Here is a 19,117-nt window from a genome sequence, read left to right as displayed (position 1 = left end):
GGTTCTCGGCAGGACAGGGGCCCGCTCAACCCACAGGGCCGAAGCAGTACAGCGGCCGAACGCACAGCCGCCCGGTCACAGTCGACCGGCTCCGGCGCACCCATGCATGGAGGACGTGACGTGGCGAACGACGCCAGCACCGTTTTCGACCTAGTGATCCTCGGTGGCGGGAGCGGCGGGTACGCCGCCGCCCTGCGCGCTTCGCAGCTGGGTCTCGACGTCGCTCTGATCGAGAAGGACAAGGTCGGCGGCACCTGCCTGCACTACGGATGTATCCCCACCAAGGCGCTGCTGCACGCCGGCGAGCTGGCCGACCAGGCTCGCGAAGGCGCCGAGTTCGGTGTGAAGACCTCGCTCGAGGGCATCGACATGGCCGGCGTCCACAAGTACAAGGACGGCGTGATCTCGGGGCTCTACAAGGGCCTCCAGGGCCTGATCGCCTCCCGCAAGATCACCTACGTGGAGGGCGAGGGACGGCTGTCCTCCCCCACCTCCGTGGACGTGAACGGCCAGCGCTACGAGGGCCGGCACATCCTGCTGGCCACCGGGTCGACTCCGAAGACCCTCCCGGGGCTCACCATCGACGGTGACCGCGTCATCTCCTCCGAGCACGCCCTCCTCATGGACCGGGTGCCGAAGTCGGCGATCATCCTGGGCGGCGGCGTGATCGGCGTCGAGTTCGCGTCGGTGTGGAAGTCCTTCGGGGCGGAGGTCACCGTCGTCGAGGGCCTGCCGCACCTCGTCCCGCTGGAGGACGAGAACAGCTCCAAGCTGCTGGAGCGCGCCTTCCGCAAGCGGGGCATCAAGTCCTCGCTCGGCTCGTTCTTCGAGAAGGCCGAGTACACCGACGGCGGCGTCAAGGTCACCCTGGCCAACGGCAAGGAGTTCGAGGCCGAGGTCCTGCTCGTCGCGATCGGCCGCGGGCCCGTCTCGCAGGGTCTGGGCTACGAGGAGGCCGGGGTCGCCATGGACCGCGGCTACGTCCTCACCGACGAGTACTGCCAGACCAACGTGCCCTCCGTCTCGGCCGTCGGCGACCTCATCCCGACCCTCCAGCTGGCGCACGTCGGCTTCGCCGAGGGCATCCTCGTCGCCGAGCGGCTCGCCGGACACAAGGTCGTCCCGATCGACTACGACGGCGTCCCGCGCGTCGCCTACTGCCACCCGGAGGTGGCCTCCGTCGGCCTCACCGAGGCGAAGGCCAAGGAGAAGTACGGCGCCGACGCCGTCGTCACCCTCAAGTACAACCTCGGGGGCAACGGCAAGAGCAAGATCCTCAAGACGCAGGGCGAGATCAAGCTCGTCCAGGTGCGTGACGGGGCCGTGGTCGGCGTGCACATGGTCGGCGACCGGATGGGCGAGCAGGTGGGCGAGGCCCAGCTGATCTACAACTGGGAGGCGCTGCCGGCCGAGGTCGCGCAGCTCATCCACGCCCACCCCACGCAGAACGAGGCCCTCGGCGAGGCGCACCTGGCGCTGGCCGGGAAGCCGCTGCACTCCCATGACTGACCTGTCGGGCGCGACTCACATCCGTACCTTTCGTTAGGAGCAACCGAAACCATGCCGGTTTCCGTAACCCTTCCGGCGCTCGGCGAGAGCGTCACCGAGGGCACCGTCACCCGTTGGCTCAAGGCCGAGGGTGAGACCGTCGAGGCCGACGAGCCGCTGCTCGAGGTCTCGACCGACAAGGTCGACACCGAGATCCCCGCCCCGGCCGCCGGTGTGCTGTCCTCCATCAAGGTCGCCGAGGACGAGACGGTGGAGGTCGGCGCCGAGCTGGCCGTCATCGACGACGGCTCCGGCGGCGGCTCCGCCCCCGCGCAGGAGCAGCCCGCACCGCAGCAGGCCCAGCCCGAGCCGCAGCCCGAGCCCGCTCAGCAGCAGGCCCAGCAGCCCGCCGAGCAGCCCGCCCCCGAGCAGCCCGCCGCCCCCGCCGGTGGCGGCGCGTCCGGCACCGACGTCGTGCTGCCCGCGCTGGGCGAGTCCGTCACCGAGGGCACCGTGACGCGGTGGCTGAAGGAGGTCGGCGACGACGTCGAGGCCGACGAGCCGCTGCTGGAGGTCTCGACCGACAAGGTCGACACCGAGATCCCCGCCCCGGCCGCCGGCACGCTGCTGGAGATCCTGGTCGGCGAGGACGAGTCGGCCGAGGTCGGCGCCAAGCTCGCCGTGATCGGGGAGAAGGGCGCGGCCCCCGCCGCGCAGCCCGAGGCCCAGACCCAGACCCCGGCCCCGGCCCCGGCCCCGGCCCCGGCTCAGCCCGAGGCGAAGCCGGAGCCGCAGCCCGAGGCCAAGCCCGAGCCCGCCCCGGCGCCCCAGGCCCAGCCGGAGCCCGCTCCGGCCCCGGCCCAGGAGGCCCCCGCACCGGCCCCGCAGCCGGCGCCTGCCCCGGCGGCGCAGCCCGCCCCGGCCCCCTCGGCCGGTGACGGCGGCGCCTACGTCACCCCGCTCGTCCGCAAGCTCGCGGGCGAGAACAACGTGGACCTGTCCACGGTGAAGGGCAGCGGCGTCGGCGGCCGTATCCGCAAGCAGGACGTCCTCGCGGCGGCCGAGGCGGCCAAGGCACCGGCTCCGGCGGCGGCCCCGTCCGCGCCGAAGGCCCAGGCGGCCCAGCCGTCCGAGCTGCGCGGCCAGACGGTGAAGATGTCCCGCATCCGCAAGGTCATCGCCGAGAACATGATGAAGGCGCTGCACAACCAGGCGCAGCTCTCCACCGTGGTCGAGGTCGACGTCACGCGGATCATGCGGCTCCGGGCGCGGGCGAAGGAGTCCTTCCTGGCCCGTGAGGGCGTGAAGCTCTCGCCGATGCCGTTCTTCGTGAAGGCCGCCGCCGAGGCGCTGAAGGTCCACCCGGCCGTCAACGCCAAGATCAACGACGACGGCACCATCACGTACCACGACGTGGAGAACGTCGGGATCGCGGTGGACTCGGAGAAGGGCCTCATGGTCCCCGTCATCAAGGGCGCGGGCGACCTGAGCCTGGCGGGCATCGCCAAGCGGACGGCCGAGCTGGCCGGCAAGGTGCGCGGCGGCGGCCTGAGCCCGGACGACATGTCCGGCGGCACGTTCACGATCAGCAACACCGGCTCGCGCGGTGCGCTGTTCGACACGATCATCGTGAACTACCCGCAGGTCGCGGAGCTGGGCATCGGCGCCACCGTGCGCCGCCCGGTCGTCGTGAACCACCCGGAGCTGGGCGAGACCATCGCGATCCGCGACATGGCCTACCTGACGCTCTCCTACGACCACCAGCTGGTCGACGGTGCCGACGCGGCCCGCTACCTGGCGGACGTCAAGGCGCGCCTGGAGGCCGGGGAGTTCGAGGGCGAACTCGGCCTCTGACCCTCCCGCACCACCGGCGGCCCGCCCCGAACACCTCGGGGCGGGCCGCCGTCGTACGCCGTCAGTCCCGCAGGGTGGCGAGCCAGTCGGTCAGCAGGCGGTTGACCTCGTCGGGCCGCTCCTGCTGGATCCAGTGCCCGCAGCCGTCCAGGATGTGCGAGGAGGTCAGGCCGGGGAGGGTGACGGGGTAGGCGTCGATCGCCTCGGCCATCCAGGTCGTGGAGGCGTCCAGGGAGCCGCCGACGAACAGGGACGGCTGCGGGATCGGGGCACCCCGGTGGGGAGCGAGGTCCTCCCAGTCGCGGTCCATGGCGCGGTAGCGGTTGAGCGCCCCGGTCATACCGGTGCGCTCGAACTCCCCGGCGTACACGTCGAGGTCGTCCTCGCTCAGCCAGGCGGGCCGTGCACCGCGAGGGAAGCGGTCGCGCAGCCGGCCACCGCGGCGGGCCAGGAAGTGCGGGTCGGGCTCGCCCCGGGCGGGCATGGTGTCGGCGGACATGGCCGCGTAGAAGCCCGCCAGCCAGCCCCGCACGTCGGGCTCGATCTCCGCCTCGGCGCGGCCGGGCTCCTGGAAGTACGAGACGTAGAACTCCTCGTCGTCACCGCCCATCCCCGTGAAGACGTCGCTGGGGCGGGGGCCGCCCGGCGGCGCGTAGGGGACGCTCAGCAGTCCGACGGCGCGGAAGACCTCGGGGTGGAGCAGGGCGGAGAGCGCCGCGATGGTGGAGCCCCAGTCGTGCCCGACGACCACCGCTCTCTCCTCGCCCAGGGCGCGCACGAGGGCGACGTTGTCCTCGACCAGTTCCAGCAGCCGGTAGGCGTCGATCTCGGCGGGCCTGGACGAGCGTCCGTAGCCCCGCACGTCCGGCGCCACGGCCCGGTATCCGGCCGCGGCGAGGGCCGGGAGCTGGTGGCGCCAGGAGTACCAGGACTCGGGGAACCCGTGGACGAGCAGAACCATTGGTCCGGTGCCCTGTTCGACGAGGTGCAGGCGCCCGGCGGGTGCCTCGATCGTGCGGTGCTGCGTGGCGGCGGGCGACGCGGGCTGGTGCATGGCTTCTCCTCGCTCGGCGGGGTGGCCGTTGTCCCCGTGATCATGCGGTGCGGCGTCCGTCCCACGCGAGCGCCGTTGCCGACCTGGCAAACGCCCGGCCCGGCGGCGCCGGTCCCCGCCCACCGGCCCCCATCGCAGGGGCGGCGGCGCCGCAAGGATTGCGGCACATCGGCGTGGAGGAGAACGTTCCGTGCGTTCTGACGCCGCGTCACCGGACGACCGCCGCCGAAAGCTCCGTCCCGTCGCCCGTCCACGCGTTGTCCTCGGACGTCAACAGGTTGCTGATCCTCTGTAAAAAACCGGCGGTCGCAGGAGCCTTGCGGTGCGCCTGCGCGAACGAGCAGAGTCTCAGCCGCGGAACCCGTTCACACCGGTGTTCCGCCGGACCCCGGCCACCCCGCGTGCCCTCTTCGGCATGCCTCAACCCCCCAGCCGGCCGCGGTCCGTGACCTGAAGGAGCATGTGGTGAGACTCTCCAAGAAGCATGTCGTCGCGGCTGTCGCAGCGGGCGTGGTCATGGCGGTGACCGCTCCGGTCAGCGCCCAGGCGAGCGACTCCGGCGGGACCCCGCGCTACCAGCCGGAGATGGTCACGGCCCTGGCGGCGTCGCTCGACGTCACCGAGGACGACGCCGTGGCCCTGCTGGACGACCAGGCGCGGCAGCAGGACGCGCTGAACGCGCTGGAGGCGAAGGGCCTGGAGACCGAGGGCGCCTTCTTCGACGACCGGGGTGACCTCGTCGTCAACGTCGCCGACACGGCCGCGCGGGCACGTGTCGAGAAGGCCGGGCTCGACGGCCGCATACCCGAGCACGGTGATGACGCCCTTCAGCGTGTCATGAGCACGCTAAACAAGGCCGCGGCCGACCGGGTGCCCTCGGGCGTCACGTCGTTCGGCGTCGACCTGGAACACGACGCGGTGACCATCGAGGTGCGCGACGCCGGCGACCCGGCCACCCGGGCGTTCCTGAAGAAGGCCGAGAAGTTCGGCGACGCCGTGCGCACCGAGCGGACCGACGAGCAACTGACCGCCCAGACGACGGTCTACCCGGGCAGCCGGATGAACCCGAACAACAACCGCAACAGCTGGTGCTCGGTCGGCTTCGGGGCCCGCGACCGCTCCGGAAGCCAGTACCTCGTCAGCGCCGGGCACTGCGTCGACCCGGGCACGGGGCTGTACTTCGACGGCGACCGGTTCGCCGTCGGCGAGCACACCCGCTACCGCCTCGGCAGCCGCAGCGTGGACATGGGCGTCGCCCTGGTGGACCGCGGCGACTCCATCGCCACCTCGGTCGGCACCTGGGGCAACAGCCGGCCCGTCGCCGTCCGCGGCTCCGAGCGCGCGCGCGTGGGCTCGACCGTCTGCAAGTCCGGTGCCACCACCGGCTGGACGTGCGGAGAGATCAGCTCGTACAACCAGACGGTCACCTACGTCGACCGCTCGGGCGGCCCCGACACGGTGGTGACCGGCCTCGGTTCGGCCTCGGTGTGCACCGAGGGCGGCGACAGCGGCGGAGCGTACATCTCCGGCGACCAGGGCCAGGGCATGACCTCCGGCGGGCCCCTGAACCAGCGGTGCGACGGCAGTGTCTACGCTTCGGGCACCTCGCACTTCCAGCCGCTGGACGACGCCCTGAACCACTACGGCCTCACCCTGAACACCAACTGATCACCACCGGCACAACGGGGCGGCTCGCGCACGAGGCGGGCCGCCCCACGCGGTGCTCCGCGCCGCGCCGCACCTCCCGGAGGAACCCATGACGTCCGAGCCGCACCACCGGGCGGGCGACACCGCCGGTCCGGCGACGTTCGCGGACGCCTTCCGCGGCGCGCTGCGGGGACGCGGGCTGACGCTGGAACGCGTCTGCGACCACCTGGCGCTGCGCGGCATCAGCGTCAGCCCGGCCACGCTCAGCCACTGGCAGCGCGGCCGCAGCCTGCCCGAGCGGCCGCAGTCGCTGCGCGCGCTGCGCGAGCTGGAGAGCATACTCGGCCAGCCGCCCGGCGCGCTGACGTCGCTGCTGCGGGCGCGGCGTCCGCGCGGACGGACTCCGCAGGCCGTTCAGGACCTGCGCTCCTCCCGGCGGCTGTACGGCGCCGACTCCCCGGTCGAGCAGTTGCTCGGGGCGTCCTTCGAGCGGTTCAACGCGGACCTCCACGCGCTGTTCATCCACGACACCATCCACCTCGACGCCCGGCGCCGGGTGCGGCGGACGAGCGTCACCCAGGTGGTGCGCGCGGTGCGGGACGGGGTGGACCGGCTGGTCGTGGCGCACGTCCTCGGGCAGGCCGTGCCGCCCACGCTCCAGGTCAGCTGCGGGCAGCTCGGCGACGTCCGGTTCGACGCCGGGGGGAAGTGCCTGATCGCGGAGATCCACTTCGGCCGCCCCCTGGCCGGGAACGAGACCGCGATCATCGCCTACACGGTGCTGAGCGGTACGGAGGCGGCCGTCGAGCACTGCTACGAGCGCGGCACCCGGGTCGACCTGCGCGAGTACCTGCTGCACGTGCACTTCGACCCGGCGGCGCCGCCCGCGCGCTGCTACCGGTCCTACCGGGAGAGCTTCCACACCGACGTCCGCGAGACGCGCCCCGTCGCCCTGGACGCCTCGCACTCCGCGCACCTGCTGCCGCCGAAGTGCCCCGTGGGCGTCCACGGCGTCCTGTGGGAGTGGCCGGACCTGCCCCCGGGCTGGTGACGGCGGTAGCGGTGCCAAAAAGCCTGAGAGGAGCTTTTTTAGAACGCGCGCATCGGTGGCGTCCTGGGGAAATCTGTGGCGACGTCTGAGATGCCGATCCACGCAGCCAGGGCAGTCGGATCCGGTGGTGCCTTGGTGAGAGTGGCGATGCGGGCGTGGACTGCGCGGATGGCTTCAGGACGGTGGGTCAGCGCCCGCTTCGCCGTGCCAGTGCCAGGGCACGTCGTGAGATCGGGCCTTCGCAAGGCGAGAGCGAGCCGGACCCAGGGCTCGTTGTGCTGAGGTCGTCGTGTGCACTGGTCGGTGGCGAGGCGGCGGGCCGCATCGGCATCGCCGCGATGGCGGGCCAGGTCGGAGGGATCGTGGGCGTCGTGGACTGCTCCGTCGAACGACGTTCGGTAAGGAGGGGAGGGGGCGGCCGCGATTCGGCCCAGCAATGCCGTGTAGTCGTTCAAGGACGGTACGGCTGGGTCGGGTGCCAACACGCCGGGGATGTCCGGAGAGGGCGGTCGGGGCGCGCCGGACGACCATGCCTCGGCGAGGGCCGCCACAGTGCGGGGGTCCGGCTGAAGGTGGTGCAGCCGCCAGCGGATGCGGTGCGCGACGACGGCCTCCTCGGCGAGGACAGTCACTTCGTCGGGCAGGGCCGTCGGGATCCTCGCCTGCGCCATGTCGGCGCCCATCCTGACGGTGAACTCTCGACCGGCCTCCGTCAGGCGAGGGGACGAACAAAGCTCGTTGTACGCCTCCCCTGTCTGCGCGCGCCAGTAAAGCAATTGGAACTGAGCACGCCGACGCAGCCTCTCGTTGTCAGCCCGGTGTGCCAGCCGCCGCCAGAATTCGACTACGCCGAGGAAGGCGAAGACTCCATGGAAGAAGCCGGGAAGCGGACGCGGGTAGTCGCGCCACGGAGCGTAGTACAGCTCCGTCGGTCCCTCGTCGTCGTACAGGTCGAGCGAGTCGAGCACGGCGTTCAGTTTCATGTGCCGGAATTCGTGGACCAACGTGACGGCGAGTTCTACGGCATCCGGTGGTGTGCTGAGTCCGGCCCCACCGAAAGCGTCGCTCGACGAGACAGAGGTCACCGTGCCGCCGTTTGACTCGGGCAGGGGTGTGAGGGCGATGAGGCCCGCCGCCAGGGCGTCTGCCTGGTCGGGGTCAACGACATCGGTCAACAGTTCTCCTGCGTCGCCGATATTCTGTCTCCATCGGGTGACGTCCGCAGGGGCGAGGCGACGCGACGGCGTGACACCGTGGGCTTCCCGGTATGGGTCCATGTCCTCCAAGACGAGGTCGAAGCGGCCTCGGCCGACGGGCGTCTGCACACGGTGCACAGGAAGCCAACCTGGGGGGAACGGATCCTTCAGGCTAGGCAGGCGCACTACCTCGCCCGAGCACCTGATATGGGCTGAGTCATCCTTCGACACGACATATGCGGTGGTATCCGTGGTGCCGCGGAAGTCGGCAGCTCCCAGTGCGGGCAGGAAGACCAAGCCGTCGCGTACGGGTACGGGCAGCGTGAACGCGATTTTGGCCTTGACAGCTGCTGCAGCCGCGACAGCGTGGAGGTGAAGAAGGTGTTCCGATGGTGTGCCGACTCCGATGCGTGGCCCGCCGGGCGAAGTGTTCAGAGCGCGCAGCGCGCTACTCAACCATCGCCCGACGGACGGATGCAGCAGCACGGTGGCGACTGCCCCGGCGTTGGCCCGCTCGGCCTGCAGGAGCAGTTCCCTAACCTCACCAACCCTCGGCAGCCCGCCCTCGCGGCCCAGTGAGGTCCCATTCGCCGGACGTAGCAAGCGCAGCAGTTCGGCCAAGGCCACCGTGCGTGTCCCGCTTTGCTCGGCCCGTAGGCGCTCGACCAGTGATCGGTCCTCCTGGCCGCCAGCGACGTTGCGCACGTCGGCGGGGCTGGGGAAGGGCAGTACGGGACGGGGCTCGGGGGTGCGGAGGTTGTCGACCGGCCGATACTCGACGGGCGTACCGCTCTCTCCGCCGCCCGTGCCCTCGGAATAGCCCGCAGGGCTTTCCCCGCCGCGGCAGATACGGGGGCGGAGGTAGCGGCCCAGGAGTCGTGCGGCATCAGGGCGCGCATCCGGCGAGTGCGTGTCGGACAGGGCCTGTTCGAGCGTGACTGCGGTCAGATCGAGGGTGCGGTGGGTGAGGGCATCCTGTGGCTCCCGCAGGCCGTTCATCGATTGGCTTTCTTGCTCGTTGAGTTCGGCGAGCACTGTGGCGAGGTTGCGTGCACACAAGATGACGTCGGGGTGGTGCTCACCCAGCCGCGTCTTGCCGGTCTCCAGAGCGGCCCGGTAATGCTCCGCAGCCTGTTCGGGCCGTCCGAGCAGGTGCCAGACCGTGGCGAGCTCATGCCGGGCGGCGATGGTGTCCGGATGTTCTGGTCCCAGCCGGCGCTCGTTGATCTGCAAGATTTCGGTGAACTCGTCCCGCGCCCGCTCCAGAGACTCGGAATCGGACTCGTGATCCCTGATGAGCCGGGCGCGTTCGTGACGGGCAAGGAGCACCTCGGGGTGGTCGTGTGACAGGAAGGTCAGATACACCTGTACGACGTCTTCGGCGGCGTTCCCGGCTTCAACGGCGTGACCGGCATCGCGCAGGGCCCGCACGAGGCTGACCTTCATGGCAAGGGTGTCTCGGTTCGCAGGCCCGGCCAGTTCCTCATGCTGCCGGGTGGCGATCCGTAGTTCAGTGGCCGCTTCAGCGACCCGACCGCGCTTGTGGGCGAGCGTCGCCAGGTCGTGCTTGATCCGCAGGATGCCTCGCCGGTCCGCCTGAGGATCACTTTGGCGCATAGCGAGAGCGGCGAGTAACTCCACCTCGGCGGCTTCGTACCGACCCAACTCCCGAAGGACCAGGGCCCGTCCGGTCTTGGCCGACTGCACGTGAGGATGCCCGTCTTCCAGAACCCGCTCGCACGTCCTGTCCACGTCCTCGTAGAGCCGGTCGGCCTGGTCGAGGTCGCCGTTTTCGCGCAGTGCCCAGGCCAGGCACAAACGGGCGGCGATCGTGGCGCGATCCTCGTCACCGAGCAGACGCGCCCTGGCCTCGGCCACGGCTGCGAGTTCGGTGACAGCCTCGCAGTACATCCCCAAGTAGGTGTGGTACTGGGCTGCGCGCAGGGCGGGCCCGGTGGCCGCGGCGACGAGGTCGGCTTCCGTGGCGACGCTGGTCTCGCGCTCTTGCAGCAGCACGCGGGCGGCGACACAGTGGGGCGCGATCGCCCGCCACAGAGGCCAGTCGGCGGTGCTGTTCTCTGTCAGGGGGTCGGTGAAATGGTGCAGCAAATCCGTGACCAGTCTGAGCAGCAGCGGTACCCGGGTGATGAAGTCGGGGTGGCTGCGGCTGGCGGCACGGACCATCGGGTGCAGGGTGATCCACCTCAGCGGACCAACCGTCGATCCGTTCGTGGCCTCGCTGTCACGCGTCATCTCGATGGTGATCAGCTTGAGGCCTGCCAGGCCCTTCAGCGCGTCATTGATCCGTGGTTGCGTCGGGTCGGTGAAGAGGCCGCTTGCCGCGAGTATCTCCGGATTGAGCAGTTTCTGATAGGGAATAGGAGCAGGTCCGAAAGCGGACAGCAGCCGCAGGAGCGGGCGGGCGTGGTGGGCACCTTGGTGGTGCAGCAGATCGAGGGAGAGTTCCCACGTGCTCAGAATGGTTCGGCGACTCCGTTCAGCTGGCCCCAAGTCCATGTCCGGATCAGCCGCCATCTCCGCCAGGCGGGTGTCGAAGTTGCGGAGATACTCGGCGAATGTGACCGGCGTCGATGGGGACGGCCAGGGATCCTCCCGCACCTGCGCCAAGTAGGAGCCGGCAAGGTTGAGCGCGAGTGGAAGCCCCCCGAGGTGTTCGGCAAGGTCCTGGGCGTCCCGCACGGTGCCTGCCTCCGGAGCCAGGTCGCCTAGGACCTGGGCACCATGCTCGTTGGAGAGCAGGTCGACGCCGACCATCTGCACCCACCGCCCCCACCGTTCGGCGCGGGAGTCCTGGCTGGTAATCAGCACGGTCCCCCAGGGGTGTGCGGGTGGCCGCAGCCATCCGATGCCCTCGGCGGCTCGGGAGGGCGCTGCCCCGAGAAGTGCGGGGTCATCGACGTTGTCGAGGACCAGCAGCCACGGTGTGGCGAGGGCGTTGAGATGCCTCCATAGAACGTCTGCCTGATGAGCCCCGACGAAGTCGGCTGCCTTGGCGCCCGCGGCGAACGCAACTGCACACAGCGCCCCAGACAAACCTTCGCCATCCACGCCTGACACCCACCAAACCCGGGTCGAGGAGCTCGCCAGCCGGTGTGCCACCTCCAGGGCGATCGTCGTCTTACCGCACCCGCCCATCCCGCACAGCAGCCACACACCCGGCACACCCGCGTCACCTTTGACGCGCTGTGTCACCGCACCGGTCAGCTCGGCCACCAGCCCTTGGCGTCCCCGCAGCCGATCCGCCGCGACCCTGCGTTGCGGAACAGCCAAGGGAGCAACTGCTCCAGGGAGGGCAAATTCCGGCGGAGGAGCAACGACGTAGTTGATCTGGGCGCCATCGCGCACGATGCCGACAGAGAAGCTGCCTTGCTCTGCCCGCGACACGACGTTCGCAGGCGTGCCCTCAGTCGACAGCGGTCCTGCGGGCGATGGGCATGGGTCAGCCGGTCCGTTCAGCCCTGGTACGGATCCGGCTCCGAAGGGGTGCCCGTACGTGCACCTCCGCTGATCGCACCAGCGGCGATCCCCCCTGTGTGGGCGCTGATTTCGGTGCGGCCGACAAAAGCCGCTCCCCCACGGTCGGCCGAGACTCCGCCTTCTGGCTTGTACTGGGAAAGTAGAGCGCGCAGTTCCTCGGCCGCCTGGGCTCGCTCGTTGTCGTCCAAGCTCTCAAGCAAGTCCGCAATGCGGGTCTGCCATGCTGCTTCCTGACGGATACGTACCCGCTCCGTGTCAGCAGCCTGCGCGGTCCGCAGCTCCTCAGCCGACCGGTCCAAACGCTCCAGCTCGCCCCGTTGGCGCTGCTCGTCACCGCGGCCGAACCAGCGTGCGAGCGCCTGCCGGAGGCCGGTCCACATGTCTGTCCCAGCCGCCTGGACCACTGCGGTTCCGCCAGCCGCGGCCAGTACCGTCAAAGCCTCTTCCAGCATCTCCGTCCTGCCCTCCCAGAGACGAACTGGTCAGTACAGTAGCCCCGCGCTCGGTGCCCGCGCAGCATCATGAGAGAACATTTAGGCGTTCGTTTCACACGTTCACTTGGCGCTCTCAGTTCCCCAGCATCGGCGCGCCTCATCCGCCTCCACTAGGCACTGTCCGGCGGATCATCTTGCCGGCCAAAGGGAATACCGAACGAACGGCCTAACGAGCTCGTGCACGGTAGGCGGTGAGGCATCGAGGACCTCGGTGAGGCTCGGTGTTCACCTCTGTCGTGTCGGCGTCAGGTCCGCGGTTTGCTGGTGGGAGAGGAGGCCGGCGACGGCTTGGACGGTGTCGCTGATGTGCTCGCGGCGGGCCAGGGCGCGCCAGTTCTTCAGATGGGCGATGCCGTGCTCGACGCGGATGCGCCGCGAGGAGTGCGCCGTGCGCTGCCGCTGGTACATCTCCTCGTACCAGTCGGGAGCGTTCTTCTTGAACTTCCGGTGCGGTGGTGTCACGACCCGTCCGCCGGTCTGCGCGCCCAGGCCCTGGTATCCGGCGTCGGTGAGGATCTCCACGGCCGACCCGTCGGCCAGGAGCCTGGCCAGCCCCAGCTGGCGGGCGTGGGTGATGTCCGCGCAGCTGCCCGGCCGGGTCGGGCTGCAGAACAGCATCCGGCCGCTGGCGTCGGTGACGACCATGGTCTTGACGGCGTTCTGCCTGGTCTTGCCGGAGATGAATTTGTCCCGGTCCCTGCGTCCGGCGGCCGGGCGCCGGACGCGGATCTCGGTGCCATCGATGATCCCGGTCCTACCGCTGGCACCGAGGTGGTCGATGACCTCGGCGAGAGTCCGCAGCCGCACGCCGGGGGGCGATGGTGCAGCCGCGCTCGGCGAGCAGGGGCCGCACTTCGCCGACGGCGCGGGTGATGGTGGAGCGCTCCACACCGAACCAGCAGGCCAGCACGTCATGCGTGGTGGCGTGACGGAGGTGGACGAGCGTGGCCAGGAGCCGGTCGACGAAGACCAGCCGGTGCTTCGCGCCAGCGCCCACCGCCCGCTTCCGCGGCCGGGAGGTGAGCCTGGCCTGGTGCCGTTCATGCCACAACGGGCCCAACTCGGCGACGATTTCAGCGATCACGTCGGCCGACAGGCCCGTGATCCTTCGGTCGCTGATGATCGCTGCACGAGATGCGTTCCCCACCACACGACCATGATCGGCGATCAGCAGCTCGATGCCTCACTGCCTACCGTGCACGAGCTCGTTAGCCGAGGATCAGGGCGGCGGAGGCGATGACGCCGACGGTGATGATGACCGCGCGCAGGGCCGTCGGGGGCAGCCGGCGGCCGAAGCGGGCGCCCAGCGTGCCGCCGACGGTCGCGCCGACGGCGATGGCTCCGGCGGCCGCCCAGTCGATGTGCGTGACGGCGATGAAGACGACCGCCGCGACGCCGTTGACGATGGACGACAGCACGTTCTTCACGGCGTTCAGACGTTGCAGGTCGTCGTCGAGGACGCTGCCGAACAGACCCATCATCAGCACGCCCTGAGCCGCGCCGAAGTAGCCGCCGTACACGCCGGTCCCGAGGACGCCGAGCCACAGGGGGACGCCGCCGTCGGCGTCCGCGCCGTCCGGGCGGCGCGAGACCAGCCAGCGGTTCAGGCGCGGTTGGAGCACGACGAGCACGCAGGCCGTCAGGATCAGGACGGGGACGACGGCCTGGAACGTCTCGGGCGGCAGCTTCAGCAGGAGCAGCGCCCCGATGAGGCCGCCGATCAGGGAGCCCGCGCCGAAGCGCAGGACGCGGCGGCGCTGGCCCCGCAGCTCCCGCCGGTAGCCCCAGGCGGCGCTCAGGACGCCCGGCACCAGGCCGACGTTGTTGGAGACGTTGGCGAGCACCGGTGGGTAGCCGAAGGCGAGGAGCGTGGGGAAGGTGATGAGGGTGCCGGAGCCGACCACGGCGTTGATCGCGCCGGCCGCGACGCCGGAGGCCGCGATGGCCGTCAGCTCCAGGACGCTCACGACGCCGTCCGCTTGTAGTAGTACGTGGTCGGCCGCAGGACCCCGGCGGGGTCGGCGGCGTAGTCGGGCACGGTGCCCGCCTCCGTCCAGCCGGCGGCCCGGTAGAGGCGTTCGGCGGGGCTGCCGGTCTCGGTGTCGAGGACGAGCAGGGCGTACCCGGCCTCGCGGCCGGCGTCCTCGGCGGCCGTCAGCAGGGCGCGGGCGACGCCGCGGCCGCGGGCGTCCGGGTGGACCATGAGCTTGGCCACATCGGCGCGGTGCCGTCCGTTGGGCATGCTGCCGGGGGTCAGGGTGATCGTCCCCACGGTGCGTCCGTCCGGCGTCCGGGCCACCCAGACGAGGGCTGCGCCGGTGGCGACGGCGTCGGCCCGCGCGAGCCACCAGGAGCGCGCGTCGGCGTGGGGCAGCGGGGCGAGGAAGCCGACGGAGGCGCCGTCGGCGACCACGTCGACCAGGAGACGGGCGAGGGCGTCGGCCTCGGTGAGGAGGTCCGACCCGGACAGCGGCGAGATCGTCGGCACGACCACGGACCCTACCGCCCGCCCGCACGGCGCACCGAGGTGACCGGTGAGTAGCCGGGGCGGTGGGCGCCGTATTGTCGGAGGTCGACAGTTAGGAGCGCCCATGGCACCGCCCGTCGTCCACTCACTGCGGGAGCAGATCCGCGAGCACATCGTGGAGGGCATCGTCAGTGGCCGGTGGAAGCCGGGCGAGCGGATCGTGGAGCGCCGCATCGCGGTGGAGCTGGAGGTCAGCCAGACGCCCGTGCGGGAGGCGCTGCGCGAGCTGGAGACACTGCGGCTGATCGAGTCGGCGCCGAACAAGGGCGTGCGGGTGCGCGCGCTGTCGGCGGCCGACCTGGAGGAGATCTACCCCGTGCGGGCGGGCCTGGAGCAGATGGCGGCGGAGCTGGCCGCGCCGCGTCTGGCCCGGGACGTCTCGGCCCTGGAGCCGCACGTCGCCGCGCTGTACGAGGCGGACCGGGCGGGCGACGGGGAGGCGCAGGTGCGGCACACCGTCGCCTTCCACCGGGAGCTGGTGCGGGCGTCGGGCAACAGCGTGCTGCTGCACACCTGGGAGTCGCTGGGCATCGAGGTGTGGACCGCGCTGTCGATCCGCTGGCTGGGCACGGTGCAGCAGTCGTACGCCGAGGAGCACGACGCGGTGGTGGCCGCGTTCCGCCGGGCGGACCCGAACGTCGCGCAGCTGGTGAAGGAGCACGTGCTGGGCTGCGCCCCTGCCCCGGAGCCGCACGTCCGCTGACGTCGTGGCCCGGGGCCCGGGGGGCGCGTTCCGTGGGGCCGGTCAGCCGCCGACGTAGGCGGCCAGGTGCTCGCCGGTGAGGGTGGAGCGGTCGGCGACGAGGTCGGCGGGCGTGCCCTCGAAGACGACCCGGCCGCCGTCGTGGCCCGCGCCGGGGCCGAGGTCGATGATCCAGTCGGCGTGGGCCATGACGGCCTGGTGGTGTTCGATGACGATGACGGACTTGCCCGCGTCGACGAGCCGGTCGAGCAGGCCGAGGAGCTGTTCGACGTCCGCGAGGTGGAGCCCGGTGGTCGGCTCGTCGAGCACGTGGACGCCGCCCTTGTCGGCCATGTGCGTGGCGAGCTTGAGCCGCTGCCGCTCGCCGCCGGAGAGGGTGGTCAGCGGCTGGCCGAGCCCCAGGTAGCCGAGGCCGACGTCGGCGAGCCGGGTGAGGACCTTGTGGGCGGCCGGCGTCCGCGCCGGACCTGCGGCGAAGAACTCCTCCGCCTCGGCCACCGACATCGCGAGCACCTCGCTGATGTCACGTCCGCCGAGGTGGTACTCCAGCACGGAGGCGTCGAAGCGCCGGCCCTCGCACTCCTCGCAGGTGGTCGCCACTCCGGCCATCATCGCCAGGTCGGTGTAGACGACGCCGGCGCCGTTGCAGTTCGGGCAGGCGCCCTCGGAGTTGGCGCTGAACAGCCCGGGCTTGACGCCGTTGGCCTTGGCGAAGGCCTTGCGAATGGGTTCGAGCAGCCCGGTGTAGGTCGCCGGGTTGCTCCGCCGCGAGCCGCGGATGGGGCTCTGGTCGACCGAGACCACGCCCTCGCCGGCGGGGATCGAGCCGTGCACGAGGGAGCTCTTCCCCGAGCCCGCGACGCCGGTGACGACGACGAGCACCCCGAGCGGGACGTCCACGTCCACGTCGTGCAGGTTGTGCCGGTCGGCGCCCCGGATGGGCAGCGTGCCGGTGGGCTTGCGGACGGTCTCCTTGAGGGCGGCCCGGTCGTCGAAGTGGCGGCCGGTGAGGGTGCCGCCGGTGCGCAGCCCCTCGACGGTGCCCTCGAAGCAGACGGTGCCGCCCTCGGTCCCCGCGCCGGGGCCGAGGTCGACGACGTGGTCGGCGATCGCGATGGTCTCCGGCTTGTGCTCCACGACGAGCACCGTGTTGCCCTTGTCCCGCAGCCGCAGCAGCAGGTCGTTCATCCGCTGGATGTCGTGCGGGTGCAGGCCGACGGTCGGCTCGTCGAAGACGTAGGTGACGTCGGTGAGCGAGGAGCCGAGGTGGCGGATCATCTTGACGCGTTGCGCCTCGCCGCCGGAGAGCGTCCCCGAGGGCCGGTCGAGGGAGAGGTAGCCGAGGCCGATCTCGGTGAAGGAGTCGAGCGTGCGCTGGAGGGTGGTGAGCAGCGGTGCCACCGACGGCTCGTCGAGGCCGCGCACCCAGTCGGCCAGGTCGTCGATCTGCAGGGCGCAGGCGTCGGCGATGCTGAGGCCCCGGATCTTCGAGGAGCGGGCGCCCTCGCTCAGCCGGGTGCCGTCGCACTCGGGGCAGGCGGTGAAGGTGACGGCGCGGTCGACGAAGGCGCGGATGTGGGGCTGCATCGCCTCCCGGTCCTTGGACAGCATCGACTTGCGCAGTTTGGGGATCAGTCCCTCGTAGGTGAGGTTCACGCCCTCGACCTTCACCTTGGTCGGCTCGCGGTGGAGGAAGTCCCGCATCTCCCGCTCGGTGAACTCGCGGATCGGCTTGTTCGGATCGAGGAACCCGGACTCGGCGTAGATGCGCACGGTCCACCAACTGTCCGACTTCCAGCCGGGGATGGTGAACGCGCCCTCGGCGATCGACTTGGAGTCGTCGTAGAGCTGGCCGAGGTCGATGTCGGTGACGGTGCCCCGGCCCTCGCAGTGCGGGCACATGCCCCCGGTGCGGCTGTAGGTCTGCTTGACGGTCCTGGCGTCCCCGCGTTCGACGGTGACGGCTCCGCTCGCCCGGACCGAGGGAACGTTGAAGGAGTACGCGTTGGGTGAGCCGATGTGCGGCCGGCCGAGCCGGCTGAAGAGGATGCGCAGCATCGCGTTGGCGTCGGTGGAGGTGCCGACCGTGGACCGGGGGTCGGCGCCGATCCGCTGCTGGTCGACGATGATCGCGGTGGTCAGTCCGTCGAGGACGTCGGCCTCCGGCCGGGCGAGGGTCGGCATGAAGCCCTGGACGAAGGCGCTGTAGGTCTCGTTGATCAGACGCTGGGACTCGGCGGCGATGGTGTCGAAGACCAGCGAGCTCTTGCCCGAGCCGGAGACACCGGTGAACACCGTGAGCCGGCGTTTGGGGATCTCGACGCTGATGTCCTTGAGGTTGTTCTCGCGCACGCCCTGCACGCGGATCAGATCGTGGCGGTCGGCCGCCCGCGCCGGGGGCGTCGACGTGTCCGGCGTCGTGGACCTGCTCATCTTGTCTCCGTACGTCGTGAGGCGGCCCGGTGGTGCGGGAGCGACGGCGGGCGGTACGCCTGGTTGCTGGGGGTCGGCGGGGCCGGGGCGCGGCCCCGGGGCAGCGGGGGCGGTGCCGCGCGCGGCTCCACGGTAGCCACGCCGCGCGTGGTCCGCAGGTCGATATCGCCGGGCGCCGGGAGGTCGATCTCCGGCGCCCGGAGGCGGGTTCAGCGTCCGCCTGACTGACTGAAGCGCACCATGTTCCCGGCGGGGTCGCGGAAGGCGCAGTCCCGGACGCCGTAGGGCTGGTCGACCGGCTCCTGGAGCACGTCGGCGCCGGCGGCGCGGAGGCGTTCGAACGTCGCGTCGCAGTCGTCGGTGGCGAAGATGACGGCGCGCAGGAGGCCCTTGGCCAGCAGTTCGGCCATGGCCCGCCGGTCGTCGGGCGAGGCGTTCGGGTCGGCCACCGGCGGTTCGAGCACGATGCTGACGTCGGGCTGCGTGGGTGCCCCGAGGGTCACCCAGCGCATTCCCTCGAACCCGACGTCGCCCCGGACCTCCAGCCCGAGGGCGTCCCGGTAGAAGGCGAGCGCCTTGTCGTGGTCGTCGACGGCGATGAAGCACTGCGAAAGGTTGATCTCCATGCCCGTCACGCTACGGGCGGGGGCGCGGTCCGTGCTTCTCCGTTCCTGACCGGTCGTGTGTAGACCTTGGCGACGCAGGCCGGGACGGCGGCGCCCTCCGCGTGGTCGCGGGCCCGGTACGCGCTCGGCGTCTCCCCCACCAGCTCGGTGAACCGCGAGCTGAAGGACCCCAGCGACGTGCAGCCGACGGCGCAGCAGACGTCGGTCACGCTCAGGTCGCCCCGGCGCAGGAGCGCCTTGGCGCGCTCGATGCGGCGGGTCATGAGATAGCTGTACGGCGTCTCCCCGAAGGCCGCGCGGAAGCTGCGGGAGAAGTGGCCCGGTGACATGAGGGCGACGCGGGCGAGGGCGGGGACGTCGAGCGGCTCCGCGTAGTCGCGGTCCATCGCGTCGCGGGCCCGGCGCAGCCGGACCAGGTCGTCCAGGTTCACCCGGCCACGATCCCACACCGGCCCCACGGGTGGCGGTCGGCGCCGCCTCGACGGACAGGGGCACCGAGTGCCCGGTTTCGTGGCACGGAATGCCGATTTTGGCCTGCGGAACATA

General features: G+C 71.1%; 15 protein-coding genes. 5 read left to right on the top strand and 10 right to left on the bottom strand.

What is annotated here, in order from left to right; all coding sequences use genetic code 11:
* Positions 1–120 precede the first annotated feature (120 nt).
* A complete protein-coding gene (gene lpdA, locus V6D49_RS21490) occupies positions 121–1,509 on the top strand; it encodes a dihydrolipoyl dehydrogenase (RefSeq protein ID WP_340562060.1) in 1,389 nt (462 codons plus the stop codon).
* A gap of 51 nt (positions 1,510–1,560) precedes the next feature.
* Positions 1,561–3,342, top strand: a complete 1,782-nt coding sequence (gene sucB, locus V6D49_RS21485; RefSeq protein WP_340562059.1) for a 2-oxoglutarate dehydrogenase, E2 component, dihydrolipoamide succinyltransferase — start codon at positions 1,561–1,563, stop codon at positions 3,340–3,342.
* A gap of 61 nt (positions 3,343–3,403) precedes the next feature.
* On the opposite strand, the gene V6D49_RS21480 is transcribed toward sucB, so the two are convergent.
* Positions 3,404–4,396: an alpha/beta fold hydrolase gene (locus V6D49_RS21480; RefSeq protein WP_340562057.1), complete on the bottom strand. Its 993-nt coding sequence runs from the start codon at positions 4,394–4,396 to the stop codon at positions 3,404–3,406.
* A 465-nt stretch (positions 4,397–4,861) separates the two neighbouring features.
* On the opposite strand from V6D49_RS21480, the gene V6D49_RS21475 reads away from it, so the two are divergent.
* Both V6D49_RS21475 and V6D49_RS21470 read left to right on the top strand, forming a co-directional pair.
* Entirely contained in the window at positions 4,862–6,064 is a 1,203-nt protein-coding gene (locus tag V6D49_RS21475) for a S1 family peptidase (RefSeq protein WP_340562055.1), read from the top strand.
* 88 nt (positions 6,065–6,152) lie between these two features.
* Positions 6,153–7,094, top strand: coding sequence for a helix-turn-helix domain-containing protein (locus tag V6D49_RS21470; RefSeq protein WP_340562054.1), 942 nt, complete (start codon positions 6,153–6,155; stop codon positions 7,092–7,094).
* 38 nt (positions 7,095–7,132) lie between these two features.
* On the opposite strand, the gene V6D49_RS21465 is transcribed toward V6D49_RS21470, so the two are convergent.
* From V6D49_RS21465 to V6D49_RS21440, 6 genes are all read right to left on the bottom strand, one after another.
* Entirely contained in the window at positions 7,133–11,524 is a 4,392-nt protein-coding gene (locus tag V6D49_RS21465; protein ID WP_340562052.1) for an aKG-HExxH-type peptide beta-hydroxylase, read from the bottom strand.
* A 239-nt stretch (positions 11,525–11,763) separates the two neighbouring features.
* Entirely contained in the window at positions 11,764–12,240 is a 477-nt protein-coding gene (locus tag V6D49_RS21460; RefSeq protein WP_340562051.1) for a hypothetical protein, read from the bottom strand.
* 267 nt (positions 12,241–12,507) lie between these two features.
* Positions 12,508–13,089, bottom strand: a complete 582-nt coding sequence (locus tag V6D49_RS21455) for a transposase family protein (RefSeq protein ID WP_340562049.1) — start codon at positions 13,087–13,089, stop codon at positions 12,508–12,510.
* Entirely contained in the window at positions 13,037–13,429 is a 393-nt protein-coding gene (locus tag V6D49_RS21450) for a helix-turn-helix domain-containing protein (protein WP_340562047.1), read from the bottom strand. The genes V6D49_RS21455 and V6D49_RS21450 overlap by 53 nt, the downstream gene beginning before the upstream one ends.
* A 61-nt stretch (positions 13,430–13,490) precedes the next feature.
* Positions 13,491–14,249, bottom strand: coding sequence for a sulfite exporter TauE/SafE family protein (locus V6D49_RS21445; protein WP_340562045.1), 759 nt, complete (start codon positions 14,247–14,249; stop codon positions 13,491–13,493).
* Complete coding sequence (locus V6D49_RS21440; RefSeq protein WP_340562043.1) at positions 14,246–14,770, bottom strand: GNAT family N-acetyltransferase; 525 nt, start codon at positions 14,768–14,770, stop codon at positions 14,246–14,248. The genes V6D49_RS21445 and V6D49_RS21440 overlap by 4 nt, the downstream gene beginning before the upstream one ends.
* 103 nt (positions 14,771–14,873) lie before the next feature.
* Between V6D49_RS21440 and V6D49_RS21435 the strand changes: the two genes are divergently transcribed.
* Positions 14,874–15,512, top strand: a complete 639-nt coding sequence (locus tag V6D49_RS21435; RefSeq protein WP_340562041.1) for a GntR family transcriptional regulator — start codon at positions 14,874–14,876, stop codon at positions 15,510–15,512.
* A 42-nt stretch (positions 15,513–15,554) separates the two neighbouring features.
* On the opposite strand, the gene V6D49_RS21430 is transcribed toward V6D49_RS21435, so the two are convergent.
* From V6D49_RS21430 to V6D49_RS21420, 3 genes are all read right to left on the bottom strand, one after another.
* Complete coding sequence (locus tag V6D49_RS21430) at positions 15,555–17,945, bottom strand: excinuclease ABC subunit UvrA (protein WP_340562039.1); 2,391 nt, start codon at positions 17,943–17,945, stop codon at positions 15,555–15,557.
* 209 nt (positions 17,946–18,154) lie between these two features.
* On the bottom strand, positions 18,155–18,571 hold the full coding sequence (locus V6D49_RS21425; RefSeq protein WP_340562037.1) for a VOC family protein: 417 nt from the start codon (positions 18,569–18,571) through the stop codon (positions 18,155–18,157).
* Positions 18,572–18,576: 5 nt separating this feature from the next.
* Positions 18,577–19,002, bottom strand: coding sequence for a helix-turn-helix transcriptional regulator (locus tag V6D49_RS21420; RefSeq protein ID WP_340562035.1), 426 nt, complete (start codon positions 19,000–19,002; stop codon positions 18,577–18,579).
* Positions 19,003–19,117: the final 115 nt, after the last annotated feature.

This window comes from Streptomyces sp. GSL17-111, assembly GCF_037911585.1.
Taxonomy (GTDB): Bacteria; Actinomycetota; Actinomycetes; order Streptomycetales; family Streptomycetaceae; genus Streptomyces.
The sequence above is the reverse complement of the archived record's forward strand: the minus strand, read 5'-3'. Positions and strand labels throughout refer to the sequence as shown.